The sequence below is a fragment of the Microbacterium sp. genome (assembly GCF_040394595.1).
In the GTDB taxonomy this organism is placed as follows: Bacteria; Actinomycetota; Actinomycetes; order Actinomycetales; family Microbacteriaceae; genus Microbacterium.
Genome location: NZ_JBEBSA010000001.1, coordinates 370,640 through 396,226, shown reverse-complemented (window position 1 = coordinate 396,226; position 25,587 = coordinate 370,640). Strand labels below are relative to the sequence as shown.

The window sequence follows — 25,587 nt, the reverse complement described above, 5'->3', positions numbered from 1 at the left end:
TAACACTCGATCGGAGCCCGAAGGTCGTACGGTGGAGGCATGGTGAGCAGACGTGCGGTGGTGACCGGTGCGAGTTCCGGGATCGGGGAGGCGACGGTGCGCGCGCTCCGCGCGAGCGGATGGGACGTGGTCGGCGTCGCCCGGCGTGCGGACCGCCTCGCCGCGGTGGCGGCGGAGACCGGTGCGTCCGTGATCCCCTGTGATCTGACGGACGTCGACGCGGTGGACGAGCTGGTCTCGGAGCTGGAGTCCGGGGGCCCCGTGCACGCCCTCGTCCAGGTGGCCGGAGGAGCCCGCGGCACGCAGAGCGTGCAGGACGGCTCTCCGGAGGACTGGCAGTGGATGTTCGACGCCAACGTCCTGTCGTCGCAGCTCCTCGTGTCGCGGCTGCTGCCGCTGCTGCGCGGGGCGGCGAAGCAGGACGGGCACTCGGACGCCCTCTTCGTGACCTCCACGGCGGCGCGCACGCCGTATCCGGGAGGGGCGGGGTACAACGCCGCGAAGGCCGCGGAGTCGATGCTGGTTCAGGTGCTGCGGCAGGAGCTCAACGGCGAGCCGATCCGGGTGGTGGAGATCGCGCCGGGCCTCGTCCACACCGAGGAGTTCACCCTCAATCGCCTGGGCGGCGACCGCGCGGCGGCCGAGGCCGTGTACTCGGGCGTCGAGGCCCCGCTCGTCGCCGACGACGTCGCCGATGTGATCGCCTATGCGCTGGGCGCCCCGGGACACGTCAACCTCGACCTGGTCACCATGCGCCCCGTCGCGCAGTCTGCGCACCATCTGCTGGCCCGCGGCCCGCTGCGCGTCGCCGGGGACGACGACTGATGCCGATGTCGCTGGCGGAGCTCGCCGAGCACGGCCGGCTCGATCCGGGGTGGGCCGCGGCGCTCGAGCCGGTGCAGCCGACGATCTCGCAGCTGGGCGACCGCCTGCGCGCCGAGCAGGCGGCGGGACGGGGGTACCTGCCGTCGGGCGCCGACGTGCTCCGTGCTTTCCAGCGCCCTCTCGACGAAGTGAAGGTGCTGATCACCGGGCAGGACCCCTATCCGACTCCCGGCCACGCGATCGGGCTGTCCTTCGCGGTGGATGGCGACGTGCGTCCGCTTCCGCGCAGCCTCGGCAACATCTACCAGGAGCGCCAGACCGACCTCGGCATCCCGCCGGCTCCGCACGGTGATCTCACGGCATGGAGCGATCAGGGCGTGCTGCTGCTGAACAGGGTGCTCACCGTGCGGCCCGGGACACCCGCCTCGCATCGCGGTTGGGGATGGGAGCAGGTCACCGAGCTCGCCATCCGTGCGCTCGTCGCACGACGGAAGCCGCTCGTGGCGATCCTCTGGGGGAGGGACGCCGCCGGGCTCCGCCCTCTGCTCGGCGACACCCCGGTGATCGCGTCCGCGCACCCCTCGCCGCTCTCGGCGAGCCGGGGCTTCTTCGGCTCGAGGCCGTTCTCCCGGGCGAACGAGCTGCTCGCGCAGCAGGGCGCGGAACCGGTCGACTGGCGCGTGGAGGGGGAGCGGTGAGGTTCAGGGACGTCGACGACGCCGACCTCCTCCGCATCCGCGACATCTACAACCACTATGTCCGCACCTCGACGGTGACCTTCGACGAGGACCAGGCCGACGAGGAGTACTGGGCGCACCGGAAGGCGGAGCTCGCCGCGCGCGGGCTGCCCTTCCTCGTGGCGGTCGACGACGACGGCGCGCTGCTCGGCTACGCCTTCGCGAAGCCGTGGTCGCCGAAGTCGGCCTACCGTTTCACCGTGGAGAACTCGATCTACCTCGCGCCCGAGGCCGCCGGTCGCGGCGTCGGCAGCGCTCTGCTCGCCGCGTTCGTCGACGCATGTCGCGCGGCCGGGCTGCGAACGGTGATCGCGGTGATCGCGGACCGCGGCGCCGAGGCCTCGATCGCGCTGCACCGCCGTGCCGGCTTCGTCGACGTCGGCGTCCTGCCCGAGGTCGGGGAGAAGTTCGGCGAGGCGCTCGGCGTCACGCTCATGCGGCTCGCGCTCGCCGGCCCGGCCTCCGTGGCTACGGAGCGTCCGGCGTCTGCGGGATGACCGGGATCGCGGAGAGCAGCGCCTTCGTATAGTCCTGCTGCGGGTGCTGCAGCACCGCCTCCGTCGAGCCGTGCTCGACGATGCGCCCGTCCCGCATGACCGCGACCGTGTCGCTGAGGTTCTGGACCACGCCGATATCGTGCGAGACGAGCACGAGGGTGAGCCCCTCGGCGCGCCGCAGCTCTTCGAGCAGCGCGAGGATCTGCGCCCGCACGGTGACATCGAGAGCGGAGAGCGGCTCGTCGCCGACGAGGATGCGGGGGCGGTGCGCGATCGCGCGGGCGAGCGCTATGCGCTGACGCTGCCCCCCGGAGAACTCGTGCGGATGGCGATCGGCCATGTCGGCGTCGAGACCGACCTGCCCGAGCACCTCCCGCACCCGCACGCGACGGTCCCCCGGCACATCGAGCGCCCAGAGCGGCTCCGCGATGATCCGTCCGACCGTCATCCGGGAATCGAGGGAGGCGTACGGGTCCTGGAAGACGAGTCCGGTCTGCCGGCGGAGCCAGTGCAGCGAGCGCGCCGACGCCGCCGCGTCGACCGGCCGACCGTCCACGAGAACCCGGCCCTCCGTCGGCGCGTCCAGTCCCAGCAGCAGCCGCACCAGGGTCGACTTGCCCGAGCCGGACTCTCCGATGATCCCGAGCGACTCTCCGTCGCCGATCTCGAGGTCGGTGGGGTGCAGCGCCGTCGTACGCCGGCCGCGTTCGAACATCGAGCGCTTCGGCGCCGGGAACGTGCGGGCGAGGCCTTCGGCCCGGATGAGGCTCATGACGTCCCCTCCGGACGCCACAGCGTCGCCGTCGCGTCGCGCAGCAGCCCCTGTGTGACCGGCGACCGCGGGGCGCTGAGCAGCGCGGCCACCGGTGCGCTCTCGACGACGCGTCCCTCTTCGAGGACCACGCCGTGGGTCGCGATCTGCGCCAGCACCGCGAGGTCGTGGGTGATGAACACGAGGGACATCCGCTCGGTCTCCACGAGCGAGAGCATGAGCCGCAGGATCTCGGCCTGGATGGTGACGTCGAGGGCGGTGGTCGGCTCGTCGGCGATCAGGAGCTGCGGTCGGCAGGCGAGCGCCATCGCGATCGCGACGCGCTGCCGCTGACCGCCGGAGAGCTGGTGGGGATAGCGGTCGACGATCGACTCCGGCTCGGGGAGGTGCACGCGGGCGGCCTCGGCGACGGCGCGCTCGCGTCCCTCCCGGCGTCCGATCCGCTCGTGGATGCGCACCGACTCCGCGATCTGCCGCCCCACGGTGCGGATCGGGTTCAGCGCGGTGCGCGGCTCCTGGAACACCATGCCGATCTCGTCTCCGCGGAGCTCGGCGAGCCTCCGGTCAGGCATCCCGATGAGCTCCTGGCCGTTCCAGCGCACGCTCCCGCCGGCGGTCGCGCCGTCGGGGAGCAGGCCGAGGATCGCGAGGGCGGTGAGGGACTTCCCGGAACCGGACTCGCCGATGAGCCCCAGCCGCTCGCCGTCCGGGACCTCGAAGGACACGCCGTCGACGACCCGGCGTCCATCGATGTCGACCGTGAGTCCGTCCACCATCAGGCTCATGCGACCACCCCCGGAGTGTGCGTCTGCGCGCCGCGGCGCGACAGTGTCGGGTCCGTGGCCTCGCGCAGCGCGTCACCGAGCAGGTTGAGCCCGAGCACGGTGAGCGTGATGGCGAGCCCCGGCCAGACCACCGAGAGCGGATGGACGGCGATGTAGCGCTGCAGGTCGGCGAGGAGGAGACCCCATGACGGCTCGGAGACCGAGGCGCCGAAGCCGAGGTAGGAGAGCCCCGCCTCGGCGAGCACGGCGACGGCCATCGACCAGGAGAGCTGCACGATGAAGACGGGGGCGATGTTCGGGAGCAGATGCCGCACCAGGTTCTGCGCGGGGGTGAGCCCGCTCGCACGGCCCGCGAGCACGAAGTCGCTCTGCTGCACGCGGCGCAGTTCCGGGCGGGTGACGCGGGCGATGTTCACGCCGAACCCGATCCCCACCGAGAAGACGACGACCCAGAGCGATCCTCCCCACACCGCCGAGATCATCATCGCGATGAGCAGCACCGGGAAGGCGATGAGGATGTCGACCAGCACCGCGACCGTCTCGCGGACGACCCGGGCGGTGAGCGCGCCGAGGGCTGCGAGCAGCACGCCGACGAGCGTCGCCACGATCCCCGCGCCGACGCTCACGAAGACGGTCGTGCGCGCACCCGCCATGACGAGACTGAGGATGTCCCGTCCTGTACCGTCGGTGCCCAGGAGGTGGGGCCACCCCGGGCCGGCCCAGCGCCCGCTGACGTCGCCGATGAGCGGGTCGAACGGTGTCCAGAACAGGGAGAGCAGGGCGGCGAGGGCGACGACGGCCACCACCGCGGACCCGAACACCCCGATCCCCGATCCCCACAGCCGGCGCAGCCACCCGGGCATCAGTCCGCCTCCCTCTGCCGGGGGTCGATCGTGTGGTGCACGAGGTCGACGACGAATCCGATCACGAGCACGAAGCCGGTGAGCACCAGCAGCTCGCTCTGCACCTTCACGAGGTCGCGCGTACCGACGTCGGCGACCAGCATCCTGCCGATGCCGGGGAGGGTGAAGAGCTGCTCGATCACCACGGATCCGACCACGATGCCCGCCACCTGCAGACCGAGCACCGTGACGATCGACAGGCCGACCGCCGGGATGCCGTGCCGGATGAGGGCGCGCCGCCGCGTGAGGCCCTTGGCCGCGGCCGTGCGCACGAAGTCCTGCCCCGCGGCCTGCAGGGTGGCACTGCGGACGAAGCGCATCAGCATCGCGCCCTCGACGATGCCGATGGTGAGGGCCGGGAGCAGCAGCGCCTCGAACGCCTTGCCCGGCGTCGACCAGCCGGTGCGCGGGAAGCCCTGTGCGGGGAGCCAGCCGAGGGTGTGCGCGAAGAGCACCACGAGCATCATGCCCGCCCAGACAACGGGGACGGCGGCGACGGTCTGCGCCGCGACGTTCATGGCGGTCCCACCGGCGCGGCCGCGCAGCAGCGCGGAGACGATGCCGAACGGGATCGCGATGAGCAGCGCGATCGCGAGGGCCATCAGCCCCAGGGGGATGGTGACGCGTGACTTCTCGAGCAGTTCTGCGCCGACGGAGGCACCGCTCAGCTGGGAGGTGCCGAGGTCGCCGTGCAGGATGCCGCCGATCCAGGTCGCGTACTGCTCGGGGAGCGGCCGTCCGAGTCCGAGGGACTGACGGATCGTCTCGACCTGCTCGGGGCTGGCCTGGGTCCCCGCGATCAACTGCGCGACGTCGCCCGGGAACACCCGGAGGGTGAGGAAGATCAGCACGCTCGACACGAGGAGCCCTGCGATGAGCAGGGCTCCTCGTGTGAGCGCGTAGCGGAGCACGGTCGCGCGTCAGTCCGCGGCGCGCGTGACGCCGGCGAGGTTGATGCGGGAGTTGATCGAGTCCTTCGGGAACCCCTTGACGATCGGTCGCACCGCGGTCAGCGTCGCGCCGTTGTAGAGCCAGTCGGCCGCGTCCTCCTCCGAGACGATCTTCGCGGCCTTGGCCAGGAGCGCGGCCGACTTGTCGGCGTCGAGCTCGGCGAGCGCCTGGGCGTAGAGGCTCTGCACCTCTTTGTTGTCGTACCCGAAGTAGTAGTCCGGGTTGGCGAAGTTGCCGAAGTCGCGCGGCTCGACGTGCAGCACGAAACTCAGCTCGTAGTCGTGGTTGGTGTACACGTCCTCGAGCCAGGCCGGGAACTCCACGCGGTTGACCTTCAGAGTGACGCCGACCTTGGAGAAGTCGGAGATGAGCACCTGCGGTACCGTCGTGCCGTAGAACGAGGGGATCGTGAGGGTCAGCTCGAGGTTCTTCTTGCCGGCCTCGGCGAGCAGCTTCTTGGCCTTCTCGGGGTCATAGGGCGCGACGGAGGAGAGGTCCTCGTAGCCGGGATCGAGCTCGGGGATCGGGCCGTAGAGGGTCTCGCCCGCGCCGACGGCCTCGACGAGCGCCTTGTGATCGATGGCGAGGCGGAGGGCCTCCCTGACCTTCTTGTCGTTGAGCGGGGCCTTGGCGTTGTTGAACGCGAGGGTGGCCTTGTCGGTCGTGCGCCCCTTGGTGATCGTGAACTCGCCGGTCTGCTCGACCTGGGCGACGAGGTTGGGGTCGACCGCGGTCAGCACGTCGAGCGAGCCGTCGACCGCCGCGTTCACGCCCGCGGTGAAGTCGGGGATGTACTGGAAGACGACCTCGGCGACGCCGGCCTTCTTGCCCCAGTAGTCGTCGAAGCGCTGGAACGTGATGGTGCTGCCCTTCGTCCAACGGTCGAGGGTGAAGGGCCCGGTGCCGTTCTCCGCAGTCTTCAGGTCGGTGGCGTCCCCGCTCTTGAAGACGAGGCCTCCGGGGCCGGTGAGCGCGAAGAGGAAGTTCTGGTTCGGCGCGGTCAGGTCGATCTTCACGTGCGTGGCGTCGGGCGCGGTGATCGATTTCACGGCGGCGAAGTCCTTGTTCCCCTGCAGACCGGTGTCGGTGCGCACCGCCTCGTAGGAGGCCACCACGTCGGCGGAGGTGAGTGCCGAGCCGTCGTGGAAGGTGATGCCGTCGTTGAGCGTGAACGTATAGGTCAGGCCGTCCGGCGAGATCTCGTACTCGCTCGCGAGGCGCTTCTCGATCTTGTTGTCCTGGGTGCGGGTGACGAGGCCCTCGTAGATGTTGTCCACGAGGATCTGCTCGATCGCCGCTCCGCTGGTGTGGCGGATGTCGAGGTTGGTCGGCTCGAGCACGAGTCCGACGGTGAGCGTGGCCCCCGGGTCGGGCTTCGCGGACGAGGCGGTCGGTCCGGGCTCGGGCGAGCCGCTGCACGCGCTCAGGGCGAGCGCGCCGGCGGCGACGAGGGCGATGAGCCCGAGACGAGTGGTGCGTCGGAACATGCGCGGTCCTTTCAGACGGCAGGTGCTGTGTGACGGGGGAGAGGTCGCTCAGCGCGGGGTCGCGTCGAGCCGGTCGGAGATGAGTGCGGCGAGCTCCGCGGGCGCGGTCTCCTGCACGTTGTGCGTGGCGTCGAGCGTCACGATCGAGGCGGCGGGGACGCGGTGGGCGAACTCCGCCATGTCGCCCTCGCTGACGAAGCCGCTGGCTCCGCGCACGAAGGCGATCGGCGCCCGGACGGAGGCGAGGTCGGCCCAGCCCTGATCGGCGCGGACGACGGCCGCCTCCGGGCGCTCGGGCACGGCTCCGAGCGCATGCGCCGCGAGATGGGCGAAGTGGTGCTTCCACTCGACACGTCCGTCATCGCGCACCCGGGTGTTGAGGAAGACGCCGCGCTCGGTGTCCGGCCGTGTTCCGCCGAAGCCGTGGGAGATCGCGCGGTCGACCGCCTCGTCGCGGGTCGCGAAGTCGGTCTGCTCGTAGAAGCGGGCGAGGACCGCAGGCGCTGCGGCGGTGTCGATGCCGGGTGTGATGTCGACGATCATCAGCGCGGCGACGAGCTCGGGGTGCGCGGCGGCCACGGCGGCGGCGGTCAGCCCGCCGAGCGACTGGCCGACGAGCACCTGCGGACGGGCGGTCCAGGTCTGGAGGGCGACGACGACGTCGTCGGCCAGCGTATGGGGCGTGTAGTCGATGTCCTCGCGCCAGGAGGAATCGCCGTGACCGGCGAGGTCGATGACCAGCGTCGGGCGACGCAGCAGGAGCACCGTGGTGTCCCAGGTGTGCGCGTTGAGTCCGGCGCCGTGCAGCAGGGTCGCCTCGGGCTCTCCCTCGCCGTAGCGGATCGCGCTGAGGGCGCGTCCGTCGGGGAGCGTGAGGGACAGCCGCTCGGCCGCCGGGAGGTCGGTGCCGAGGGCCGCGGCCTGCGCGGGGAGGTAACGGAACTCGTCGGTGTCATTCGCCACGGCTGAATTCTCTACCTCATGGCATGAGTGGAGGAAATGCGGGAGCAGTCTGTCAATCGATTGCGGCGTAACATTTGGCATAACGCTTGATCAGAACGAAGATGACTTGTCTATCTGCATTTCGATGGCCTCGGTCCGTGAGGGGCAGACTCGAATAGGCTGGGCGTATGAGCGAGAAGCGCGTGCATCTTTCCAGGACCGAGCCGGCCGCCTATCAGGCGCTGGATGCCTTCTCCACGACGGTATCCGAGATCTGCGCCGCCAACGGGATCGACGACCGGCTCAAGGAGCTGGTCATGATCCATTGCTCGCAGCTGAACGGATGCGCCTACTGCACGCGCATCCATGTCGATCGCGCGGTCGCGGCCGGGATCGACGTCGACACCCTCACACAGGTCCCCACCTGGCGGGAGAGCGGCGTGTTCAGCGATCGGGAGTGCGCGGCACTGGAGCTCGCGGAGGCGTTCACGTTCATCCACGAGGACGGGATCCCGGACGACGTCTACGACCGCGTCGGCAGCGTCTTCACCGAGAAGGAGTACGCCGCGCTCAGCTGGGCGTGCGTCTCGATCAACGCCTTCAACCGCATCGTGATCGCCGGCCGGTATCCGGTGGCGCCCCGGGCGGCGAAGTGACCGTCCTGGAGGTCTCGGGCGTCGCCAACCTGCGCGACGTCGGCGGGATCGCGGTCGGATCCTCCTCGGTCCGCAGCGGGGTGCTCTTCCGCTCGGGGCAGCTCGCCGGGCTGACGCCCGGCGGCGGCGAGATGCTGCGTGGCATGGTGCGTCACGTCGTGGACCTCCGCGACGATGCCGAGGTCGCCGCGGAGCCATCGGCGCTCACCGACGTGGTGACGACGCGGATCCCGCTGTTCGTCGGATCGGTGGCCTCCTTCTTCGAAGGGGACGTCAGTCTCGCGGGCATGTACCGGCACCTGGTCGACGATGCGGCCCCGCGGCTCGTCGATGCGATCCGCGTGATCGCGGCGGGGGAGCCGACCCTGGTGCACTGTACGGTCGGCAAGGATCGCACAGGGGTCACCGTGGCGCTCGCGCTGTCCGCGGTCGGCGCCGATCGGGAGCAGGTCGTCGCCGACTACGCGCTCACCGCATCGCAGCTGCCCGAGGCGCGGACCCGCCGGATCGTGCAGTTCCTGCAGTCGCAGCATCCGGGCTCACAGCACCTGATCGATCTCGCCACCGCCTCCCCGGCGCCGGTGATGAGGGAGCTGCTGGACGAGATCGACGCGCGCCACGGCTCGGTCGCCGACTACCTCCGCCGCAGCGGGCTCTCGACCGCGGAGCTGGATGCGCTCGGGTCCGTGCTCGTCGCCTGATCCAGGGTAGGTAAGGCAACCCTTTGCTAAGTGATATCATTGTGGAGAAATGACCTCTGCAATCACCACGACCACGCGGGCGGCACGACGCGCCGCTCGTCGTCCGCATGCGCAGCACCTCATCACCGCCGACGAGAACTCCCTCGCCGAGCTCGAGGCCGCACTGTCCACGCTGCCGCTCTGCGCCGTCGGACGGGTGTTCATCGAGGTCCCCGAGGAGTCCGACGTGGCCGCGGTCTCCGCGCCGCCCCGGATGACCGTCACCTGGCTTCCCCGCTCCCGTCGTTCCGGCGCCCCCGGCACCGGTCGCCGCTGCGGGGCCGGAGAGGCGGTCAGCCGCGCGGCGAACGCCTGGGCGGACGAGATGTTCTGTGACGACGACGGCTCCGCGCCCCGCGCCCAGGTGATCCTGCTCGGCGGATTCCTCGGCACGGCGGACATCGTCGACCACCTCACCGAGTCGCTCGGTGTGGACGCGGCGTCGATCCACGCGCCCGAGCACTTCGGACTGCTCGCCGAGCGTCGCTGACGTCTTCGTTGCGGACGGGCCTCAGCGGGATCGCGGCAGATATCCGCCGTCTTCGAGGCCGGCCTCGATCTCGAAGCGGTTGCGCAGTGCATCGCGTCCGGCGAAGAGGTACAGGAGGGGCATCAGGAAGCCGTACCGCAGCCATTGCGCCTTGTGCACCGCTTCGTGCCGCAGCACGTCATCGCCCGGATCGACGTCTCCGGTGAGATAGCAGCCGCCGACGCACACGCCCCCGCGGCCGTAGGCCCATCCGGGCATTCCGCGGAACACCCAGAGCCCGTTGCGCCTCTCGACGGGACCCGTGCTCCACAGAGAGCCCCACGCCCAGCCGACCGCCGTGCCCCACAGATAGCCGAGCCTGCTGAGGGGGGAGCGCAGGAGGAAGGACGGGATCCGCAGGTCGGCGCGGCGTCCGCGGTCGAGGATCTCCTGCTGCTCGCGTCCGTCGGTGTACGGAGGGCGGGCGTCGGGCATGGGGGAAGTCTATCCGCGCACGGTGCGGTGCCGTCCTCAGGCCACCGCACCGACGAGACGGAGAATCGCGCCGAGGTCGTCGACCGCATCCGCCGGGCTGCGCGGGGCGAATCCGGTGATCGACGCGCCCGCCAGAGGGACGGATTCGCGCAGCGCGCGGATCGCGGCGACGAGAGCCGAGACGGAGACGCCGAAGGGCTCGGCGTCGGAGACCCCGGAGAACTCCGACGGGTCGAGCACGTCCACGTCGATGTGCACCCACACGCGGCCGGCGCCGGTATCGGCTACCGCGCGACGCAGGCTCTCCGGGTCGGTGAGATCGGCCGCCGACAGGACCGACAGCCGGTCGAGCTCGGGGCTTTCGGCATCGTCGATCGCGCGAGCCCCGGCGACGAGGACGCGATCGCGGGGGATGCCAGGGCTCAGGACGAGTTGCGGCTCGCCCTCACCGAGCACCGCGCGCAGCGCCATCCCGGAGAACGCGCCGGACGGGGAGGTGTCCGGATCGTGCAGATCCGGATGGGCGTCGCACCAGAGCACTGCGAGGCCGGACGTGTCCTGTGCCGCGAGTGCGGCGACCGCGACGCCGCAGTCACCGCCGATGACGACCGTGCCCTCCGTCCCGGCGTCCTGCACCTGCGCACGGATCCGCCGCAGGGAGCTGAGCCGGTGCACGCCGGTGCCGAGCGACTCGCCGGCCTCGATCGGCACGTCGAGCACCGTCGTCGCGGCCCGCGGAAGGTCGCCGGCGATCGCGAGCGCACCGTCGGCGAGGAGCATGGCCCGCGCGGCAGGGGAGCCCTGCCACTGCGGGATGACGAGGAAACGGGTCATGGGAATGCGGTTCCGAAGGGGAGGGGCGGGCGGCGAGGGCGCCGCCCGCCCCGGGGGATCACTCGGCCTCGAGCGCGGCCTGCGGCTTGCCGCCGGACTTCAGCTCGGCGAGACGGGCCTCGACCTCGGTCAGCTCGCCGAGGTCTTCCAGGCTCTCGAACTGTGCGTCGAGCGACGACGCCGCGATCTCGGCCTTGCCCTGGGCGATGGCCTCCTGGCGACGGATCTTGTCCTCGAAGCGTCCCAGCTCGCTGGTCGGGTCGAGCACGTTGATCGAGCCAATGGCGTCCTGCACCTTGGTCTGCGCCTCGGCGACCTTGGCGCGGGCGAGGAGCTCGCTGCGCTTCGTCTTGAGCTGCTCGAGCTTCTCCTTCATGCCGTTGAGGCCGCCCTTGAGCTTGTCGACGATCTCGGTCTGCGCCGCGATCTGCGGTTCGGCCGCCTTCGCCTCGCGCTCCGACCCGATCTGGCGCTGCAGGGCGATCTTGGCGAGGCTGTCGAACTTGTCCGCGTCGGCGGCGTTGCCGCTGCCGCGGAGCTCGTCGGCCTTGCGGCTCGCCGCCAGCGCCTTGTTGCCCCATTCCGTCGCCGACTGCACGTCCTCTTCGTGGTCGCGCTCGAGCAGACGCAGGTTGCCGATCGTCTCGGCGATCGCCGACTCGGCGTCCGCGATGTTGTTCGTGTAGTCGCGCACCAGCTGGTCGAGCATCTTCTGCGGGTCCTCGGCGGAGTCGAGGAGTGCGTTGATGTTCGCCTTCACCAGAGTGGAGATGCGACCGAAGATGGACTCTTTGGCCATGGTTTCTTCCTTTCGTAGGACTTTCGAGGTTTCGAGGGACGGGGAGTCGGGGGTCGGTGTCTCGGATCAGAACCTGCCGCCGCCGGAGCGACCGCGGCCTCCGCCGCCACCGCCCCCGCCGCTGCGGAAGCCGCCGCCGAACCCGCCGGTGCGGAACCCGCTCCCCGAGGAGCGCCAACCGCCGCCGTGCGAGCCTCGGGAGCCTCCGGAGGCGATGAGGCCGCCGATGATACCGCCGAGGATGTCTCCGGCGAGGTCGCCCCCGCCGCGGTTCCCGCCGCCACCGAAGGGATCGCCCCACCCGCCGCCGCCGAACCCGGAGACGTCGTTCTGGGCGGCGGAGATCGCCTGCTGGGCGCTGCCGAGGGCGCGGGAGGCGAGGGGGAGCGCCTGCTCCGGGGAGGTGGCCTGGAGAGCGACGGCCTGGTCGAGCGCGGCCTCGGCGTCGGCGAGACGTGTGCGCGCCGTCGAGCCGATGCTGCCGCGGCGGGTGTCGATGAACTCGTGGGCGGCGCGGATCTGAGCCTGCGCCTGCAGGATCTGCTGCTGCAGCATCTGCTGGGCCCGCTGGGCGCGGGCCACGCCTTCGCGCACCTGGGCGATCGCGCCGTCGATCTGGGTGTTCGCGGCGGTCAGCGACTCGAGCATCCGCTGCGGGCTGCGTGCGGCCCCGTCGAGGTTGGCCGCGGCCTGATCGAGGAGCTGCTTCGTCGAGGCGACGACGGGCGACAGCGAACCGGGATCGGGCAGCTGAGACGCCGTGACCAGGTCTCCCTGCATGTCCGCGATGAGGGCCCTGGCCTGCTGCTCGATCGCCTCGAGGTCGGAGCCGAGGCCGGTGACGGCGCCGGCCAGCTGGGCGCCCTGCGCCAGAGCCTGCTCCGCGGTCCTGATCGCGAAGGCGGCTTCCCCGTTGCGGCCTGCGGTGAGAGCGGTGACCGCCGCGTCGATCGACCGGTCGGCGAGGGCGGCGCGCTCCTGTGCCTGTGCGGCGTTGTCCGCGACGGTGCTGAGCGCCTGCTGGTCGTACTTCCCGGCGAGGGCGGCGAGGGCCGGCGCGATGGTGGGGAGCAGCGTCTGCAGCTCACCGCGACGGGTGCGGACGCGCTCGAGCGCGGCCGGAGCGTCCTGCTCGAGCTTGCGGAGCTCGTCGAAGGCGTCGGCGTTCCCGTCGAGAAGGTCTGCCGCCTCCTTGCAGAGCTCGATGATCTGGATATGCCAGGCGCGGCGCTGATCGACGGTGTCCGGGATCTCGTCGTCGAGCTGCTGCTTGATCGCGAACGCATCGGACACGCGCTCCTTGGCGTCGTCGAGGGCGTCGGTGAACATCGCCGTCGAGCCCTCGCCGAACTCCGCGACCGCGAAGCCGAGCTCCTCGCGGCTCGACGTGAGCGCGTCGTCGGCCTGGACGAGCGCCGAGCCCGCCCGGGCCGCGAGCTCGTCGTCGGTGATCGTGGAGTACGGGTCGTTCGGGTCGGCGACCTCCGGCATCGCCCCGCGCTTGCGTCGCGCCGCGGCCTTCCTCGCCCGCACGATCAGCCAGACGACCACGATCACGATCGCGATCGCCACGAGCACGCCGAGGAACACCAGGATGCCGGCTCCGCCGTCCCCCTGGAACTCGTCGGCCGTCTTCTCCACCGCGCCGAGCCAGTCGCCGCTGCGCAGCAGCGGTCTGATGTCCTGCTCGATCTGATCGAGCTGGGAGTCGGTCATCGGGCCGCCGCCGTCGGCGGAGATGTAGTAGTTGCGCTGCTCCACGGCGATGGCGAGCACGTACTGGCGTGCACCGAGGCCGGCCTTCTCCGCGACGGCGTCCGCCCACTGCTGGGCGTCGTCGGGGCTCGTGAAGGCGTCGACGAAGACGACGTAGAGGTCCAGCCCGGACTTCTCGGACAGCTCGGTGAGCCGTTTCTCCGCCGCTGCCCTGTCCGCGGAGCTGAGGGTGTGGGACGTATCCGTGACGAAGCCGGACTCGAGCGCGACGGGGGCGGTCGCCGACGCCGCGGGGACGCCCAGTCCCGTCGCGAAGAACGCCAGCACGATGCCCAGCACGATCGACCAGCGAGTCCGCATTCCGTCTCCTCCGCGCCGGGGGCAAGCCGTTTGATAGGAGTCTATGCACTGCCGCCTATGCGCGACAGGTGAGAACTCCAATCGCCGTCCGCCCTCCGCGAAGCGCGCCGAGGCGACGCATACGCTGGACGGCATGGACGACCGGTACGGAACCGATGTGCTCGCCCCGGGATGGCGGGAGAAGGCCTTCAAGAAGTCTTCCGACGTGCCCGCGGAGATGGATCTCGTGGTCGAGGTCGCCGCCGACGGGTTCTGTGGCGCGGTGACGCGGGTCGAGGCCGGGATGGTGGAGCTGGAGGACTGGAAGGGGCGCACGCGCAGCTTCCCCCTCGGCGCCGGGTTCATGATCGACGGCGAGCCGGTGCGACTGGTCCCGCCGGCGGCCAGGGCGAAGGGGCCGGCGCGCACGGCGTCGGGGTCGTTCGCCGTCGCGGACGCGCGGGCGCGCACGGCGCTGCCCAGCCGCATCCTCGTCGAAGGGCGGCACGACGCCGAGCTCGTCGAGAAGGTATGGGGCGACGACCTGCGGGTCGAGGGCGTGGTGGTCGAGTACCTGCAGGGGATCGACCTCCTCGACGACCTGCTGGCCGAGGCGCCGCCGTCGGACGATCGCCGGTACGGCGTGCTCGTCGACCACCTCGTCCCCGGCTCGAAGGAGTCGCGCATCGTCGAGCAGATCCTGCGGGGCCCGCACGGGGCGCACCTGCGCATCGTCGGGCATCCGTACGTCGACGTCTGGCAGTGCGTGACACCCGCGGCGCTCGGGATCCGCGCGTGGCCGCAGATCCCGCGCGGCACGGACTGGAAGACCGGCATCTGCCGGGCGTTCGGATGGCCTGCCGAGTCGCAGGCGGACATCGCCCACGCCTGGAAGCGCATCCTTTCGCGCGTCTCGTCCTATCGTGACCTGGAGCCCTCCCTCCTGGGCCGGGTCGAGGAGCTCATCGACTTCGTCACGGCTCCGGCCTGAGCGCCGTGGGGGCTCGCGGCTCCGCGGACCGAATACCCTGGAGCAATGCCTGAACCCCGCACCTTCCGCGATGAGCCGGTGTCCTTCGTCCGTCGTTCCGGGCGGATGTCGGAGGCGCAGGAGCGCGCGTTCGCCGAGCTGTCGCCCCGGTATCTGCTCGAGGTGCCGCGCGATGTCGCCTGGACCTCGGTGCACCCCGAGGCGCGTCTCGACCCCGCCGCGGAGTACGGCCGCGACGGTCGTCTGATCGTCGAGATCGGGTCTGGGCAGGGGCATGCGATCGTCCACGCCGCATCCACGCGACCGGACGACGACTTCCTCGCCGTCGAGGTCTTCCGCGCCGGGCTCGCCCGGACGATGCTCGACGCGGACAAGGCGGGCGCGGTCAACCTCCGCCTGATCGAGGCGAACGCACCGGAGGTGCTGTCGACCTATCTGCCGGAGGGGCGTGCGGAGGAGGTCTGGATCTTCTTCCCCGACCCGTGGCACAAGAAGCGCCACACCAAACGCCGCCTGGTGCGCCCCGGATTCCCGCAGACCGTCGCCCGTGCACTCGCCGGCGGAGGGACCCTGCGCCTCGCGACGGACTGGGAGGACTACGCCCTGCAGATGCGGGAGGTGCTCGACGCGGCACCCGGGTTCGAGCGCGCCTTCGACGGGGACTGGGCCGAACGCTTCGACGGGAGGGTCATGACCGCCTTCGAGCGCAAGGGGATCGCGAAGGGGCGGGAGATCCGCGACCTGGCGTACCGGAAGGTGTCGAAGGGCTGAGCTGGCGCACGGGTCCGGCCGGGAGGAGAATCGACGGATGCTGATCGCCGGACTCGTCCTCGCCGCGGCCGCCGCCGCGTTCCACGTCTTCATCTTCGTGCTCGAGTCGATGCGGTGGACCGAGCCGTCCACGCGCCGCGTCTTCGGCGTGCAGAGCGAGGAGGACGCCAACACGATGAAGCAGCTGGCGTTCAACCAGGGCTTCTACAACCTGTTCCTCGCGCTGATGACGCTCGTCGGCGTCGTCCTCGTCGCCGTGGGGCTCCTTCCCGCGGGGGTCGCCCTGGTGCTCGCGGGCACCGGCACGATGCTCGCCGCGGCACTGGTGCTCGTCCTCTCCGACGGCTCGAAGGCGCGGGCAGCCGCGATGCAGGGGATGCTCCCGCTGCTCGCGGTCATCGCGACCGGGATCGGCGCCGCGCTGGCCTGATCGCGTTCAGGAGAACTGCGTCACAGTGTTCAGCGTCGCCGACAGGATGCTCTGCATGAGCACGAACGACCAGATCACGCTGCCGATCCAGGTGGCGGCGGTGATGGCGATCGCGACCCACATCGGCGCGACGCCGCGCCCGGCCTGCCGCCGCACCACGATCGACCGGCCGATCGGATAGACGGGGCTCAGGAAGTTCCACGCCCAGTGGAAGCGCCTCTGATAGCCCAGCCTGCCCAGCTCCTGGTGGTCCAGCGCGGCGAACACGACGCCGACGCCGTAGAGGACGAAGGACAGGAGCGAGAGCGCCGTCAGCCCGCCCATCGCCGATGTCATCGCGTTCATCCAGACCGCGACTCCGTTCGCCTCGATGCGGCCGGAGTCGATCAGCGCATTCTGCATCTCCTGCAGCATCGTGGTCATGGACTGCTGCATGAGCACGAGGGAGCCGGCGGCGATGATCGCCTGCAGCGCGGGCACGGCGACGACCAGCCAGATCCACACCGTGTTCACCCTCGTGCCCTGCGGCACGGGCCGGACCGGCTCGGGACCGATGGGCGCCGGGGCGGACATCGCCGCGGCGGACCAGGCGACGCCGTCCCACCATCTGAGGGTTCCTGTCGCGTCCGGGTACCATCCGGGCGGCGCGGGTGCGGCGGGCTGCGTCATGATGGCGTCCTCTCGGAGAATGTCCCTCGGCCTCACCGTATCGGACCGACCGGGTTTCGCGACGGCGGCGCTCGACGCGCGCCGACCTCTTCGGGCTCCGGGCCGTCAGACGGACGACTTCGTGAGCTCCCGCGTGGAGGGGGCGAGGTAGTCGACGTACACCGTCCACTCGCCCGGCTCCTCGTCCGACGGGTAGATCTCGAGCGCGACCCGCGTGAAGCCGGGGGAGTCGTCCCCGTTCAGGTAGTAGTCGCGTGCACCGTAGTAGCCCTCGTCGGACGACGCCTCGGGATCGAAGTCGTCGAAGGACAGCTCGTAGCCGGCGTCCTCCAGCAGAGAACCCATCTCCTCGAGCTGGTCGACGCCCACGGAGTCGAGGGCGATGCTGGCGAAGGCCTCCTCTCCGAGGGGATGCCAGATGTCGCCGCACACCGGGAACAGCTCCGCGTCTTCGACCTGCTTCCGGGGGAAATCGTCGAGCAGCACCCAGGCCGTCGCGTCATCGACCTCGCAGGAGGGGAGGACGTTCCAATCGCCGGCGGCCTGCGGCTCCGAGTCCGGGGTCGAGGTCTCCTCGTCGGCGTCCGCGAACCCGATGTACTCGGAGGGGATCGCGGCCCAGAGACATCCGCTCAGGCTCAGCGCGAGCGCGGCGAGAACGGGCGCGACGGCGAGACGGCGGATCGGGATTCGGGCCATGTTCCGAATGTAACCGAGGATTCGGACGGACGTTCATCACGAATGGATGACGGCAGAGCCGATACGGCGCCGGCGCCTGCGCCTACAGTGGATTCGTGGTGAGCAGGAGCACGGGGGCCGAGGAGCGGTTCGCCGCGTACCCGCCCGGTGCCCTCGGCGCGACGGCCGCGATCCTCCGCGACATCTCCATCGGCGTGCTCCTCGGTGCCGGCGTGACGCTGGTGATCGGACTCGTGCTGGGCCTGCTCCACGAGCAGACGTCCTATCCGATCGAGGACCTCGGCTTCCCCAACGACGCCCGTGTGCTGGTCGGGGTGGTGTTCGGGGCCATCGCACTGTTCCTCATCGTGTGGCCGATGGCGCACCGCGCCGAGCAGATCGGCGTGCTGCGGTCCATGCACCGCGGTGCGCGTCTGACGCCCTGGGACGTGCCCCCGAGATATCAGCGCGTCCAGCTCGGAGCAGGAAGCCACAATGCCGTGATCGTCGCGATCGGCTGGGTGCTGCTGTCCGTCTTCGGGCTTCTCGCCGTCATCTCGTTCTTCGTCATGTTCTTCAAGAACGATGAGGGCGTCGGGACGATCATGTTCGGCTTCTTCACGGTGATCACGCTCATCGGCGTGCTCCTCGTCCACGGCGGCCGTCAGAGCGGCGCCGCGAACCTCCGCCTCCAGGACGCCTCCGGGCGCGCAGCGGAGGCGTGGGCGCGCGGCGCCGTGCTCCGCGCAGACAAGGCAGCCGCCGCGCGCTCCTCCCGCATGGCCGTCGCGCCGATCCCCGGCTTCCGCGGGGTGGCGCTCATCGGCCGGATCGTCACCTGGCCGGGCACGGCGCTGATGTTCGCCGCGCTCTTCGTCCTCACCGCCTGGCAGCCGAACGACGCGCTGCGCCGGGTATCGACCCCGCCGCAATGGCTGCAGGACACGCTCTACATCTGGGTGATGCTGTTCGCCGCCGGGCTGGCGATCGCGATGGTCGGCAGCGCGATCACCGGGCTCGTCGTGATCCTCCGCGTCCGGGCGCTGGCGCGGATGCTCCGCGAGGTGGACATCCGGCACGAGCGCCCGCCGCGCGCCGATCTGGGCGTGGTCCTCGGCGACGATCCGGCCCCGCGCCGCTGGGCGCGCACCCTCATCGCCGTGTCGCTCCCCGCGTCGGTGCTCACCTACATCGCCGTGCATGCGGCGCGGCTCACCGTGAACCCCTTCGAGGCCGCCGGCTGGGTGGGCGGCGTGTGCCTGACGCTCGGGCTCGCGGGATCCGTGCTCGCCGTCGCCCTCCAGACGGGCATCGCGCGCCGGGTGCTCGCCGCCTTCGGGGTACGCGACGCCGAGACAGAGCGGACCGACCTGGTGCTGGAGGACTACGAGGGCTGACGGCCTCCGGAGGCCGTCTCCCCGTCGGCTCCGCACAGCGCGGCAGGCCTTCGGGACGACGAAACCCCGCCTGGGACCAGGCGGGGTTTCAGATGGATTCGGACGTGCCCCCGACAGGAATCGAACCTGCGACCTACGGTACCGGAAACCGGCGCTCTATCCGCTGAGCTACGGAGGCGTACCGATCGACCCTATCACTGCTGAGAGGTGTCATCCGACTCGACGGCGACCGTCACCGGTGTGGCGTGCATCGCGTCGAAGGCGTCGGCGAGCTTCTCCGCGAGATAGCGGCGCCCGGCGGTGGAGGGGTGGTTCTTCCCGTCGCCCCCGTGTCGATGATCCCGCCCTCAGCGCGGGGAGCGCCTGCGGTGTCGGCCGCGTGCACGCGGAGGCGAGGATGATGAGGGCGGGGTCGTCCGACGTTTCTTCGTGACCCCGCCCTGAGGGGGTTACTTCGAGGTCCCCTGGGACACCGATCCCTGCAGTTGGCGCTGGAACAGGACGTAGACCACCAGCACCGGGATGATCGTGATCATCACGGCGGCGAACATCTCGCCGAAATCGAGCGCGTACCCCGCGGACGAGGCGTACGCCGCCATGCCCTGCGACAGCACGTAGTTGCCCTGGTCGGCGTTCAGCGAGATCGGCAGGAGGAACTGGTTCCACAGCCCGAGGAAGTTCATGATCGCGACCGCCGCCATCCCGGGCTTCGCCATCGGCAGCATCACCTGGAAGAAGGTGCGCCATTCGCTCGCACCGTCGACGTACGCGGCCTCTTGGATCTCGTACGGCAGCGACTTGAAGAACGAGAACAGGAAGAAGACCGTGAACGGCAGGGCGAACGCCACGTACGTGATGATCAGGCCCGGGAGGGTGTTCAGCAGGCCCATCCCCTGCAGGATGAAGAACAGCGGGACGATCGCGAGGAACACCGGGAAGGTGAGCCCGGCGAGCATCAGGTAGTAGATCACCCGGCTGCCCGGCAGGGAGAACCGTGCGAGCACGTAGGCGCACATGGCGCCGAGCACCATCACCAGCACGAGCGCGCAGCCCACGACGATGACCGTGTTCACGAACATGCCGCCGAAGTTGTTCCCCACCCAGGCGCTGACGTAGTTGTTGAAGTTCCACTCGCTCGGCAGACCGAAGGGGGACTGGAAGATCTCCTTCGTGGTCTTGAACGAGCCGATGAGGGTCCACAGCATCGGCAGGATCACGACGAGGGACCAGAGGGCCAGGATGACGTGCGACGCACCGCCGACGACCTTGTCGCCGGTCGTCGACTTCGTCTTCCTGGTGCCGTCCGCGGGCCTCTTGCCCTTCCGGTCGATCGTGACCGCGGCGCGCGTGTCGGTGCTCACGAGCGTCCCCCTTCGTCCTTGCCGCCGATGAGGCGGAACACGCCGATCACGAGAGCGGCGAAAAGCAGCGTGATGACCGCGAGCACGACGCCCATGGCGGTCGCGAGTCCGAACTGACCTTTCTCGAAGGCGGTGCGGAACAGGTACTGGCTCATCACCAGGGTGCTGTTGCCGGGGCCGCCGGTGGAGTTCAGGCCGGCCATGTAGACGAAGGCGTCCAGGGCCATGATCCCCAGGTAGATGTATGCGGTCTGCACGTTGTCGCGGATCTGCGGGAGCAGGATCGACGTGACGGTGCGGAAGCGGCCGGCGCCGTCGATGCGCGCTGCCTCGAGCGTCTCGGCGGGGATCCCCTTGATCGCGGCGACGAACAGGATCATGTAGAAGCCGACCATGCTCCAGACGATCACGAAGATCGTGGCGCCCATCGCGGTCGACTGCTCGCCGAGCCAGGCGAACTGGTTGGTGTCGAGGCCGACGGCGCCCAGGATGCCGTTCAGCAGGCCGCTGGGCGTGTAGATCATGCTCCAGAGGATCGCGATGACGATCGCGGGGATGACGTAGGGGAAGAACGAGACGACGCGGTAGAAGCTCGAGCCCTTCAGGCCGCGGACCTGGCCGTGGCTCGGCCCGCCGACGGTGATCATGCTCGCGAAGACGAGGGCGATCACGATCGTGATCAGCGGGACGATGATGGCGAGCAGGATGTTGTTGCCCATCGCCTGCAGGAACGTGGCGTCCTGGAACAGCTTGACGAAATTGTTCAGCCCGACGAACTGCATGTTCGGCGAGAAGCCGGTCCAGTTCGTCATCGAGTAGTACAGCGCCTGGACGAACGGCGAGATCACGAAGACGAGGAACAGCGCCACCGGGATCCCGAGGAACACGACCAGGAACGACACGTAGTCCAGCGTCAGCTTGCGCGGGAGCCCCGCACGGGGCGACCTGCGTCGCCCCGTGCGTGCTGCGGTGACCGCGGCCGTCTGCAGCCCCGGTCCACCGCTGGGTGTCGAGTAGCTCACTTGATCTCGATCTTCGTGACCGAGCTGTCCTCGCGGACCTTGTCCACGATCGCCTGCAGCTGCTTCGTGAGATCGGCCACCGTCATGCCGCCGCCCAGGAACTGGTTCCAGATCGGCAGCTGGTCGGAGTTCATGCCGTACAGGTTGGTCGACTTGATCGTGAACACGTTGTCGCCCGCGGCCTCGAGCATCTTCGACTGCGAGACCAGCGCGCTCGAGCCGAAGCCGTCCGCGGGGACGGTGCCCTTGACGATCGTCGGGGCCAGCTTGTTCTGGGCGAACCAGGTGGCCGACTCCTTCGACAGCATGGTGCGCAGCAGCTCCTTGCCCGCGGCCGGGTTCTTGGCCTTCGACGGGACGATGAACGGCTCGCCCGCCTCGGCGCGCATGAAGCCCGCCGGGGTGGTCTGCTTCCCGTCGAGCGGCAGCTCGGGGATGCCCATCATCTTGAAGTCCGGCGCGGTCTGCTTCTTCATCTCGTTCTCGATCCACGAGCCCGAGGGGTAGAGCAGCGCCGCCTGGTCGAGGCTCCACTGCGACTGCGCCTGCGTGAACTGCGTGCCCGCACCGCCCGGCTTCATGTAGCCCGACTTGATGAGGTCGTACAGGATCGTCAGGATGCTCTGCAGCGTGGGGTGCGACCAGGCCTTCGCGTCCAGGTTCTCCAGCGGGAGGCGCACGTCGTCGCCCGACTGGATGACCGCGGAGTCGATGACGAAGGTGTTGTAGTACGTCGCCGCCTCCTTGCCCCAGAGGAAGAGGAACTTGCCCTTGGCTTTCGCCGCCGCGCCGAGCGCGGGCAGGTCCTCCCAGGTCTTCGGCACCTGGAAGCCGTTCGCCTGGAACAGGCTGTCCGAGTACCAGAGGCCGTACACGGTCATGACGTAGTTGAGCGCCTTGAACTTCCCGTCGAAGGTGCCCGGGTCCTTCACGCCGCCGTACAGCGTCTCGCTGATCTTCGTGCCCTCGAGGTTGTTCGCCTCGAGCACGTCGTCGAGCTCCTCGAGCTGCTCGAGGATGGTGTTCCACCCGATCGAGTTGGCGCCCGAGTTGTCGATGAGGTCCGGCGGGTTGCCGCCGACGAAGCGCGGCTGCAGCTCTTGGGCGATCTTGGTGGAGGAGGAGACCTTGACGGTGACCTTGGTCTTCCCCTTCTCCATGATCTTGGCGGAGTTCTCGACGTAGTCGATGCCGTAGCCGCCGTTGAAGATGACCGCGTCGACCTTCGAGTTCGCCGCGACGCCGAACGGGTTGTCCGCCGTGACCTCGCCCTTGGTTCCGCCGCCGCCGGTGTTGCCGCCGCCGGGCGCCGCGCACGAGGCGAGGGTCATGCCGAACGGCAGCAGTGCGGCGGTGGCGATCGCTCCGCGCAGGAGGTTCCTGCGGCTGATGGAGGTGTTCTCCAGTTCCATCTTGTGACTACCTTCCCTTGGTGTTTTCCCCGACGCTGGGGTTCTGGGTGTTGTGGCCTCGCGGCCGGGACGAGAGCGCTGTTCCGCTGGATGGTCTCAGGCGCCTCGCCTGATGCGACCGGAATAGAGCTCTTCGAGTGCGTGATTGTGTTCGTCTCCTCCCGGGATGTTGGCCGAGATGTACATCGGCGGCTTCTCGCCCGACTCGGCGATGGACCTCGCCACGCCGAGCGTGAGCAACTGCGCGATGAACGCCGCCGTGATGGACGAGATCGCGCCGGCGCCGATGCCGTCGGCGACCTCGAGGGTCGAGTCGCCGTAGGGGGCCAGGTTGTCGATCACGACGTCGGCGACCTCGCTCAGCCGCTTCCCGCTGGGGTGCTTCGGCTCGACACGGGCGGTGTGCTGCAGGCTGGTGACCGCGATCACCGGATGGCCGTGCTCCTTCGCCCAGAGGGCGACCCCGACGATCGAGCCGTTGACGCCGGAGTTCGAGGCGATGACGAACACGTCGTTCTCTCCCACCGGGGTGAGCGCCATCAGCTCGTCGACCAGCCACGGCTCGCGCTCCAGTGAGCCCGTGAGGATCTCCGCCTCGCGGTCGCCGTGCAGCACGAGGTCGCGGAGCGCGATCTTGTTGGTCGGGATGAGGCCGCCGGCCCGTCCGGCGATCTCCATCGCGAACGCCTCGGAGTGCCCGGTGCCGAACGCGTGGATGACGCCGCCGCCGCGGAGCGCGTCGGTCAGCAGGGCGATCGCCCCGTCGAGGGCGCCCGCCTCGGCATCGCCGGCGATGCGCTCCAGCCGGGTGGTCGCTTCGCGGAGCAGGTCGGAGGGGGTGGCGGTCATCGGATCTCCTGGATTCCTCGATAGGGGCGGGGGGTGCCGTGTCGGCGGGGGCGGCGGCGGGCGGCGACCGCACGCGAGGTCGCGCTCAGCCGCGCTGTCGCCGCGTCGAAGTCGTGCTGGGCGACCAGCAGGTACAGCAGGTCGATCACGAACATCTGCGAATGCTTCACCGAGAGGTCGTCCGGGCGGAGGCCCGGCACGTACGCAGCCGTGGCGAGCGTGACGTCGGCGACCTTCGCGATCGGCGACCTGGCGTCGTGCGTGAGGGCGATCGTGAAAGCGCCGGACGCGGCTGCCTCGGCGAGCATGTGCACGGTGTCGGCCGTGTGGCCGGTGTTGGAGATCCCGATCGCGACGCTGCCGCGGCCGCTGAGGGCGGCTGAGGCGAGTCCGTCGTGCACGGCGGTCCAGGAGTGGGCGTTGATGCCGATGCGGTAGAGGCGCGACTGCAGCGCGTTGGCCATGATCCCCGAGTCGCCGACGCCGTAGATGTCGAGGTGCTCGGCGCCGATGACCTCGGTGGCCGCCGACTCGATGGCCTCGAGGTCCAGCGCCTGCGCGGTGTTCTCCAAGGCGCGGACGAGCGTCTCCAGCAGCGTCTGCCGCAGCACCTCGGGCGGGTCGTCCGGCGCGAGGTCCCGGCGGGGGCGGGGAGCGGGCGGGCTCTCGGACTCCGCGCTCGCCCTCCCGATCTCCGAGGCGACCCGCACGCGGAACTGCGTGTAGCCGTCGAAGCCGATGAGCCGGCAGAAGCGCGTGACGGTCGCCGCGGACGTGCGCGCCTGCTCGGCGAGCTCGGTGATGGTGAGCTCGAGAGGGGCGGAGGGGTGCTGCTCGACCACATCGGCGACACGCGCCATGGCGGAGGGCATACGCGACCGTCCGGCGTCGATCCGCCGTGCGATGCTGACATCATTGCCCGCTCGCTGGGTCCGTGGCACCATTGCCTCCAGTGAAAACCGCATACGTTTGGTAAGCGTCTTTCTGAAAGATATTCTCGATCGGCTCGAAGGTCAACAGTGACGTCACAACCTGTCTCCGAAGGACTCCTCATCGGCGTGGACGCCGGTGGAACCTCCACCCGCGCAACCCTTCTCGACCGCTCAGGGCGGTGCATCGGCTACGGTGCATCCGGCAGCGGCAACCCCACCTCCGCCGGCCCCGAGCGGGCCGCACAGAGCGTCGTCGACGCGGTCTCCCGGGCCGTCGCCGCCGGCGGACGGCGCCTCGACGAGGTGCGCGGGATCACCGCTGCGATGGCAGGGCACGGTGCGAGGGGCGAGGGCGGGTGGCTGGCCGACGCCCTCGCCGGCGCCGGGATCGACGGCGCCCTCGGGTTCGAGTCGGACCTGCTCGCGCTGTACTACTCGGGCGCCTCCGAGCCGGAGGGGTACGCGATCGTCTCAGGCACCGGAGCCGCGGTGATCCGCGTCGCCGAGGGCGACATCGACGCGACCGCGGATGGCCTCGGCTGGCTGCTCGGGGACCGGGGCAGCGGCTTCTGGATCGGCCACCACGTGGCGCTGGCGGCGGTCGAAGAGCTTGACGGCAGGGGGCCGGCGACGTCTCTGACGCCCGCGGTGCTCGCCGCCTTCGACATCGCGCCCGGCAAGCCGCTCGGCTACGGGCGACAGGTCGAGCTGGAGGCGCTGATCCGCGAGATCTACCTCCACCGTCCCGTGGAGCTCTCCCGGCTCGCGCCGCTCGCGTTCGCCGCGACCGACGACGCCGTGTCGCGACGGATCCTGGTCGAGGCGGGGGAGCTGCTGGCGAAGACCTTCACGGCCGTGCATCGCGGCACGGGGCCGCTCGTCGTCGGCGGAAGCGTGCTCGCCCAGCCCGGTGTGCTCTCCGACACTTTCTCGCGGAGGATCGCCGAGCGGGACGCCGACGTGCAGCTCCGCCTGGTGGGGGACGGCGTGGTGGGCGCCGCCTACCTCGCGCTCCGTCATGCGGGGGTGGTCCTGGACGCCGCAGGACACGCCATCCTGTCGGCCTCCGTGGCTGCGGCACGCGCACGGTAGCAGCCGGCCCGGCGAGGGTCGGGGCGCCCGGTCGGGG

28 protein-coding genes and 1 tRNA gene are annotated in these 25,587 nt (G+C 70.2%); 11 read left to right on the top strand and 18 right to left on the bottom strand.

Annotated elements, in window-relative coordinates:
• The first annotated feature begins 39 nt into the window (after positions 1 to 39).
• Genes ABWO84_RS02020 through ABWO84_RS02010 form a run of 3 tightly spaced genes read left to right on the top strand, consistent with a single transcriptional unit; the run spans position 40 to position 2,059 of the window.
• Positions 40 to 825 (top strand): SDR family oxidoreductase, encoded by a 786-nt coding sequence (locus tag ABWO84_RS02020; RefSeq protein ID WP_353111987.1) that lies wholly within the window; start codon positions 40 to 42, stop codon positions 823 to 825.
• Complete coding sequence (locus tag ABWO84_RS02015) at positions 825 to 1,523, top strand: uracil-DNA glycosylase (RefSeq protein ID WP_353111985.1); 699 nt, start codon at positions 825 to 827, stop codon at positions 1,521 to 1,523. The genes ABWO84_RS02020 and ABWO84_RS02015 overlap by 1 nt, the downstream gene beginning before the upstream one ends.
• Positions 1,520 to 2,059 (top strand): GNAT family N-acetyltransferase, encoded by a 540-nt coding sequence (locus ABWO84_RS02010; RefSeq protein ID WP_353111983.1) that lies wholly within the window; start codon positions 1,520 to 1,522, stop codon positions 2,057 to 2,059. Before ABWO84_RS02015 ends, ABWO84_RS02010 begins: the two co-directional genes overlap by 4 nt.
• Here the strand turns inward: ABWO84_RS02010 and ABWO84_RS02005 are convergent.
• From ABWO84_RS02005 to ABWO84_RS01980, 6 genes are read right to left on the bottom strand one after another with little or no spacing between them, the layout of a single operon-like run.
• A complete protein-coding gene (locus ABWO84_RS02005) occupies positions 2,031 to 2,831 on the bottom strand; it encodes an ABC transporter ATP-binding protein (RefSeq protein ID WP_353111981.1) in 801 nt (266 codons plus the stop codon). The two genes, ABWO84_RS02010 and ABWO84_RS02005, sit on opposite strands and share 29 nt — an antisense overlap.
• A complete protein-coding gene (locus ABWO84_RS02000; protein WP_353111979.1) occupies positions 2,828 to 3,616 on the bottom strand; it encodes an ABC transporter ATP-binding protein in 789 nt (262 codons plus the stop codon). The genes ABWO84_RS02005 and ABWO84_RS02000 overlap by 4 nt, the downstream gene beginning before the upstream one ends.
• Positions 3,613 to 4,479, bottom strand: coding sequence for an ABC transporter permease (locus ABWO84_RS01995; RefSeq protein ID WP_353111977.1), 867 nt, complete (start codon positions 4,477 to 4,479; stop codon positions 3,613 to 3,615). The genes ABWO84_RS02000 and ABWO84_RS01995 overlap by 4 nt, the downstream gene beginning before the upstream one ends.
• Positions 4,479 to 5,429 carry an ABC transporter permease gene (locus ABWO84_RS01990; RefSeq protein WP_353111975.1) on the bottom strand — a complete coding sequence of 317 codons (951 nt, stop codon included), beginning with the start codon at positions 5,427 to 5,429 and terminating at the stop codon, positions 4,479 to 4,481. The genes ABWO84_RS01995 and ABWO84_RS01990 overlap by 1 nt, the downstream gene beginning before the upstream one ends.
• 9 nt (positions 5,430 to 5,438) lie before the next feature.
• Complete coding sequence (locus ABWO84_RS01985; protein ID WP_353111973.1) at positions 5,439 to 6,956, bottom strand: ABC transporter substrate-binding protein; 1,518 nt, start codon at positions 6,954 to 6,956, stop codon at positions 5,439 to 5,441.
• A 48-nt stretch (positions 6,957 to 7,004) separates the two neighbouring features.
• The gene (locus ABWO84_RS01980; protein WP_353111971.1) at positions 7,005 to 7,919 is read right to left on the bottom strand and encodes an alpha/beta fold hydrolase; all 915 of its coding nucleotides are present in this window, start codon (positions 7,917 to 7,919) and stop codon (positions 7,005 to 7,007) included.
• A 167-nt stretch (positions 7,920 to 8,086) separates the two neighbouring features.
• Here ABWO84_RS01980 and ABWO84_RS01975 point away from each other — a divergent pair, with 167 nt between their 5' ends.
• From ABWO84_RS01975 to ABWO84_RS01965, 3 genes are read left to right on the top strand one after another with little or no spacing between them, the layout of a single operon-like run.
• The gene (locus tag ABWO84_RS01975) at positions 8,087 to 8,554 is read left to right on the top strand and encodes a carboxymuconolactone decarboxylase family protein (RefSeq protein WP_353111969.1); all 468 of its coding nucleotides are present in this window, start codon (positions 8,087 to 8,089) and stop codon (positions 8,552 to 8,554) included.
• Complete coding sequence (locus ABWO84_RS01970; RefSeq protein ID WP_353111967.1) at positions 8,551 to 9,255, top strand: tyrosine-protein phosphatase; 705 nt, start codon at positions 8,551 to 8,553, stop codon at positions 9,253 to 9,255. Before ABWO84_RS01975 ends, ABWO84_RS01970 begins: the two co-directional genes overlap by 4 nt.
• 49 nt (positions 9,256 to 9,304) lie before the next feature.
• Positions 9,305 to 9,784, top strand: coding sequence for an SIP domain-containing protein (locus tag ABWO84_RS01965; RefSeq protein WP_353111965.1), 480 nt, complete (start codon positions 9,305 to 9,307; stop codon positions 9,782 to 9,784).
• 21 nt (positions 9,785 to 9,805) lie between these two features.
• Here the strand turns inward: ABWO84_RS01965 and ABWO84_RS01960 are convergent, their stop codons facing one another.
• From ABWO84_RS01960 to ABWO84_RS01945, 4 genes are all read right to left on the bottom strand, one after another.
• The gene (locus ABWO84_RS01960) at positions 9,806 to 10,258 is read right to left on the bottom strand and encodes a Fe-S oxidoreductase (protein ID WP_353111963.1); all 453 of its coding nucleotides are present in this window, start codon (positions 10,256 to 10,258) and stop codon (positions 9,806 to 9,808) included.
• 36 nt (positions 10,259 to 10,294) lie between these two features.
• The gene (locus tag ABWO84_RS01955; protein WP_353111961.1) at positions 10,295 to 11,092 is read right to left on the bottom strand and encodes an arginase family protein; all 798 of its coding nucleotides are present in this window, start codon (positions 11,090 to 11,092) and stop codon (positions 10,295 to 10,297) included.
• 58 nt (positions 11,093 to 11,150) lie between these two features.
• Positions 11,151 to 11,891: a PspA/IM30 family protein gene (locus ABWO84_RS01950; RefSeq protein ID WP_353111959.1), complete on the bottom strand. Its 741-nt coding sequence runs from the start codon at positions 11,889 to 11,891 to the stop codon at positions 11,151 to 11,153.
• A 66-nt stretch (positions 11,892 to 11,957) separates the two neighbouring features.
• The gene (locus tag ABWO84_RS01945) at positions 11,958 to 13,967 is read right to left on the bottom strand and encodes a TPM domain-containing protein (protein WP_353111957.1); all 2,010 of its coding nucleotides are present in this window, start codon (positions 13,965 to 13,967) and stop codon (positions 11,958 to 11,960) included.
• 133 nt (positions 13,968 to 14,100) lie between these two features.
• On the opposite strand from ABWO84_RS01945, the gene ABWO84_RS01940 reads away from it, so the two are divergent.
• The 3 genes from ABWO84_RS01940 to ABWO84_RS01930 are packed head-to-tail and all read left to right on the top strand — an operon-like array spanning position 14,101 to position 16,138.
• On the top strand, positions 14,101 to 14,937 hold the full coding sequence (locus tag ABWO84_RS01940) for a DUF3097 domain-containing protein (RefSeq protein WP_353111955.1): 837 nt from the start codon (positions 14,101 to 14,103) through the stop codon (positions 14,935 to 14,937).
• Between the two features lie 45 nt (positions 14,938 to 14,982).
• Positions 14,983 to 15,708 carry a tRNA (guanosine(46)-N7)-methyltransferase TrmB gene (gene trmB / locus ABWO84_RS01935; RefSeq protein WP_353111953.1) on the top strand — a complete coding sequence of 242 codons (726 nt, stop codon included), beginning with the start codon at positions 14,983 to 14,985 and terminating at the stop codon, positions 15,706 to 15,708.
• 37 nt (positions 15,709 to 15,745) lie between these two features.
• Positions 15,746 to 16,138: a DUF1304 domain-containing protein gene (locus ABWO84_RS01930; RefSeq protein WP_353111951.1), complete on the top strand. Its 393-nt coding sequence runs from the start codon at positions 15,746 to 15,748 to the stop codon at positions 16,136 to 16,138.
• Positions 16,139 to 16,144: 6 nt separating this feature from the next.
• Here ABWO84_RS01930 and ABWO84_RS01925 read toward each other — a convergent pair whose 3' ends face one another.
• Both ABWO84_RS01925 and ABWO84_RS01920 read right to left on the bottom strand, forming a co-directional pair.
• The gene (locus ABWO84_RS01925; RefSeq protein ID WP_353111949.1) at positions 16,145 to 16,807 is read right to left on the bottom strand and encodes a DUF2510 domain-containing protein; all 663 of its coding nucleotides are present in this window, start codon (positions 16,805 to 16,807) and stop codon (positions 16,145 to 16,147) included.
• Positions 16,808 to 16,912: 105 nt separating this feature from the next.
• Positions 16,913 to 17,506: a hypothetical protein gene (locus tag ABWO84_RS01920; protein WP_353111947.1), complete on the bottom strand. Its 594-nt coding sequence runs from the start codon at positions 17,504 to 17,506 to the stop codon at positions 16,913 to 16,915.
• Positions 17,507 to 17,601: 95 nt separating this feature from the next.
• Here ABWO84_RS01920 and ABWO84_RS01915 point away from each other — a divergent pair, with 95 nt between their 5' ends.
• Complete coding sequence (locus ABWO84_RS01915; protein ID WP_353111945.1) at positions 17,602 to 18,882, top strand: hypothetical protein; 1,281 nt, start codon at positions 17,602 to 17,604, stop codon at positions 18,880 to 18,882.
• A gap of 105 nt (positions 18,883 to 18,987) precedes the next feature.
• Here the strand turns inward: ABWO84_RS01915 and ABWO84_RS01910 are convergent.
• The 6 genes from ABWO84_RS01910 to ABWO84_RS01885 form a co-directional block, all read right to left on the bottom strand.
• Positions 18,988 to 19,060 (bottom strand) — tRNA-Arg (locus ABWO84_RS01910).
• Positions 19,061 to 19,331: 271 nt separating this feature from the next.
• The gene (locus ABWO84_RS01905; protein ID WP_353112288.1) at positions 19,332 to 20,213 is read right to left on the bottom strand and encodes a carbohydrate ABC transporter permease; all 882 of its coding nucleotides are present in this window, start codon (positions 20,211 to 20,213) and stop codon (positions 19,332 to 19,334) included.
• A gap of 26 nt (positions 20,214 to 20,239) precedes the next feature.
• Complete coding sequence (locus ABWO84_RS01900) at positions 20,240 to 21,265, bottom strand: carbohydrate ABC transporter permease (RefSeq protein WP_353111943.1); 1,026 nt, start codon at positions 21,263 to 21,265, stop codon at positions 20,240 to 20,242.
• Positions 21,262 to 22,677: an N-acetylglucosamine/diacetylchitobiose ABC transporter substrate-binding protein gene (ngcE, locus tag ABWO84_RS01895; protein WP_353111941.1), complete on the bottom strand. Its 1,416-nt coding sequence runs from the start codon at positions 22,675 to 22,677 to the stop codon at positions 21,262 to 21,264. The genes ABWO84_RS01900 and ngcE overlap by 4 nt, the downstream gene beginning before the upstream one ends.
• A 96-nt stretch (positions 22,678 to 22,773) precedes the next feature.
• Positions 22,774 to 23,526 (bottom strand): sugar isomerase domain-containing protein, encoded by a 753-nt coding sequence (locus ABWO84_RS01890; protein ID WP_353111939.1) that lies wholly within the window; start codon positions 23,524 to 23,526, stop codon positions 22,774 to 22,776.
• Positions 23,523 to 24,470 carry a MurR/RpiR family transcriptional regulator gene (locus ABWO84_RS01885; protein WP_353111937.1) on the bottom strand — a complete coding sequence of 316 codons (948 nt, stop codon included), beginning with the start codon at positions 24,468 to 24,470 and terminating at the stop codon, positions 23,523 to 23,525. Before ABWO84_RS01885 ends, ABWO84_RS01890 begins: the two co-directional genes overlap by 4 nt.
• Before the next feature lie 75 nt (positions 24,471 to 24,545).
• Here ABWO84_RS01885 and ABWO84_RS01880 point away from each other — a divergent pair, with 75 nt between their 5' ends.
• Entirely contained in the window at positions 24,546 to 25,550 is a 1,005-nt protein-coding gene (locus tag ABWO84_RS01880; RefSeq protein WP_353111935.1) for an N-acetylglucosamine kinase, read from the top strand.
• Positions 25,551 to 25,587: the final 37 nt, after the last annotated feature.

What these genes read in the sequence shown, in the direction of transcription:
- ABWO84_RS01985 (WP_353111973.1), bottom strand. Translation starts at nt 6,956, where the DNA reads ATGTTCCGACGCACCACTCGTCTCGGGCTCATCGCCCTCGTCGCCGCC.
- ABWO84_RS01925 (WP_353111949.1), bottom strand. Translation starts at nt 16,807, where the DNA reads ATGACGCAGCCCGCCGCACCCGCGCCGCCCGGATGGTACCCGGACGCG.
- ABWO84_RS01945 (WP_353111957.1), bottom strand. Translation starts at nt 13,967, where the DNA reads ATGCGGACTCGCTGGTCGATCGTGCTGGGCATCGTGCTGGCGTTCTTC.
- ABWO84_RS01950 (WP_353111959.1), bottom strand. Translation starts at nt 11,891, where the DNA reads ATGGCCAAAGAGTCCATCTTCGGTCGCATCTCCACTCTGGTGAAGGCG.
- ABWO84_RS01955 (WP_353111961.1), bottom strand. Translation starts at nt 11,092, where the DNA reads ATGACCCGTTTCCTCGTCATCCCGCAGTGGCAGGGCTCCCCTGCCGCG.
- ABWO84_RS02005 (WP_353111981.1), bottom strand. Translation starts at nt 2,831, where the DNA reads ATGAGCCTCATCCGGGCCGAAGGCCTCGCCCGCACGTTCCCGGCGCCG.
- ABWO84_RS01940 (WP_353111955.1), top strand. Translation starts at nt 14,101, where the DNA reads ATGGACGACCGGTACGGAACCGATGTGCTCGCCCCGGGATGGCGGGAG.
- ABWO84_RS01960 (WP_353111963.1), bottom strand. Translation starts at nt 10,258, where the DNA reads ATGCCCGACGCCCGCCCTCCGTACACCGACGGACGCGAGCAGCAGGAG.
- ABWO84_RS02000 (WP_353111979.1), bottom strand. Translation starts at nt 3,616, where the DNA reads ATGAGCCTGATGGTGGACGGACTCACGGTCGACATCGATGGACGCCGG.
- ABWO84_RS02020 (WP_353111987.1), top strand. Translation starts at nt 40, where the DNA reads ATGGTGAGCAGACGTGCGGTGGTGACCGGTGCGAGTTCCGGGATCGGG.
- ngcE (WP_353111941.1), bottom strand. Translation starts at nt 22,677, where the DNA reads ATGGAACTGGAGAACACCTCCATCAGCCGCAGGAACCTCCTGCGCGGA.
- ABWO84_RS01975 (WP_353111969.1), top strand. Translation starts at nt 8,087, where the DNA reads ATGAGCGAGAAGCGCGTGCATCTTTCCAGGACCGAGCCGGCCGCCTAT.
- ABWO84_RS02015 (WP_353111985.1), top strand. Translation starts at nt 825, where the DNA reads ATGCCGATGTCGCTGGCGGAGCTCGCCGAGCACGGCCGGCTCGATCCG.
- ABWO84_RS01930 (WP_353111951.1), top strand. Translation starts at nt 15,746, where the DNA reads ATGCTGATCGCCGGACTCGTCCTCGCCGCGGCCGCCGCCGCGTTCCAC.
- ABWO84_RS01890 (WP_353111939.1), bottom strand. Translation starts at nt 23,526, where the DNA reads ATGACCGCCACCCCCTCCGACCTGCTCCGCGAAGCGACCACCCGGCTG.
- ABWO84_RS01965 (WP_353111965.1), top strand. Translation starts at nt 9,305, where the DNA reads ATGACCTCTGCAATCACCACGACCACGCGGGCGGCACGACGCGCCGCT.
- ABWO84_RS01920 (WP_353111947.1), bottom strand. Translation starts at nt 17,506, where the DNA reads ATGGCCCGAATCCCGATCCGCCGTCTCGCCGTCGCGCCCGTTCTCGCC.
- ABWO84_RS01995 (WP_353111977.1), bottom strand. Translation starts at nt 4,479, where the DNA reads ATGCCCGGGTGGCTGCGCCGGCTGTGGGGATCGGGGATCGGGGTGTTC.
- trmB (WP_353111953.1), top strand. Translation starts at nt 14,983, where the DNA reads ATGCCTGAACCCCGCACCTTCCGCGATGAGCCGGTGTCCTTCGTCCGT.
- ABWO84_RS01885 (WP_353111937.1), bottom strand. Translation starts at nt 24,470, where the DNA reads ATGGTGCCACGGACCCAGCGAGCGGGCAATGATGTCAGCATCGCACGG.